Source organism: Algoriella xinjiangensis (genome assembly GCF_900115015.1).
Lineage (GTDB): Bacteria > Bacteroidota > Bacteroidia > Flavobacteriales > Weeksellaceae > Empedobacter > Empedobacter xinjiangensis.
In genome coordinates this window covers 1-1345 of the sequence record NZ_FOUZ01000038.1, presented here as the reverse complement: position 1 = coordinate 1345, position 1345 = coordinate 1, and the positions used below count along the sequence as shown (strand labels likewise).

Annotated in this window: 1 protein-coding gene; it reads right to left on the bottom strand. The window is 32.9% G+C overall.

Translation table 11 applies throughout. The annotated features are described in order from the left end of the window. Positions 1-77: 77 nt before the first annotated feature. A complete protein-coding gene (locus BM072_RS15340; protein ID WP_092910775.1) occupies positions 78-1247 on the bottom strand; it encodes an IS4 family transposase in 1170 nt (389 codons plus the stop codon). Positions 1248-1345: the final 98 nt, after the last annotated feature.

Genomic DNA, 1345 nt, shown 5'->3' with positions numbered 1-1345 from the left:
CAATCCTGTCCTAAATAAAAAATCAACATAGAAAATTGGACCATTTCATTGAGTTTCCGCCTTGAAATGGTTGTTTTTCAAAATAGAACCCCTTGCATGTTTTTTGGAGTAGGTTTTATATGCTCTTCGAAGGGTTTATCCAGCCACTTTTGCAAGTCAATTTTAACGAATAGATTCAAACGTATGAAAGCTACTAAATTGGATAAATACCAGCCAAATTCTGATTGTGCTTTCAATGCTTTTAGAATAAGAATAGTAATTAAGGCAGTCCAGATTTGAATCATAACAGCATTTTCGGATGTTCCTATAAATGACTTTATGTGAAGTAACTGCTTTATATCTCTGAAAAATATTTCTACTTGCCATCTGCTTTTATATAACTCACCAATAGTGTTGGGCGACCAATTAAGCTGATTGGTGATAAGTTCTATGACTTGTTGATTTTCTTGATCCCACACCGCAACACGTCTTAATTGTTTTGGATATTTGACTTTTGAAGACTCATTTCTTAATTCAATTAACTCATCTTTCATAATGTGCTCATGCCGTTTTTCAGGTAACTCATTTTCTTTTACTGTGGTAAATTGTAAGTTCTCTTTGTGTCTAATCACGAAAAACACGCCACTGCTGTCCCAAATATTTAAAAGGGAAAAGTCATTATAAAATCGATCTGCAACAATCACACTACCTTTTAAAAGAGGAATCTCGTAAGCTCCTTTATTATCAGCCGTTTTGCCGTTGGTAATATTGATATAAGCAGGTAAATTCCCATCATAATCAAGCAGTGTATGCATTTTAACAGCTCCTTTGGCACGCTTGTATTTTGCCCAATCAAACAAACTTAAACACAAGCTGATGGTTGTTGAGTCCAATAAAAAAATCTTAGACTTTATTCTAAATTTCACTTGTTTAAATCGCGGATGCTGTCCTAAACTTTGAAGCAGTTCAAAATAATATTCTTTAAACAGTTCATGGGAGCGATTTTTATTTTGATAACTAACCGAAGATTTTGATGGTGCTTTGTTAATTCCTAGATGATTTAAATTTCCAGTGGCCGAACGAAGTCCGTTACTTATATCACGAACAGATTGGCTCTTTGCAAATTGACAGAAAAGCATTGAGACTAAATGATTCCAACTATTAAATCCTTTATTATGCTTATCAGTTTGATGCTTTGCTACTATTTTACTAAATTTTGAACGATCTAATTTTGAAATTATTTGAGAAAACAGTGTTATATTTGTCATAAGAGGGTGAGTTTTTGTTTTGCAACTCAAAGATAATTTGAGATACAAAATTCAACCCTCTTTTTTTGAACTTTTTTTAAACGTTTAGGACGCTATTG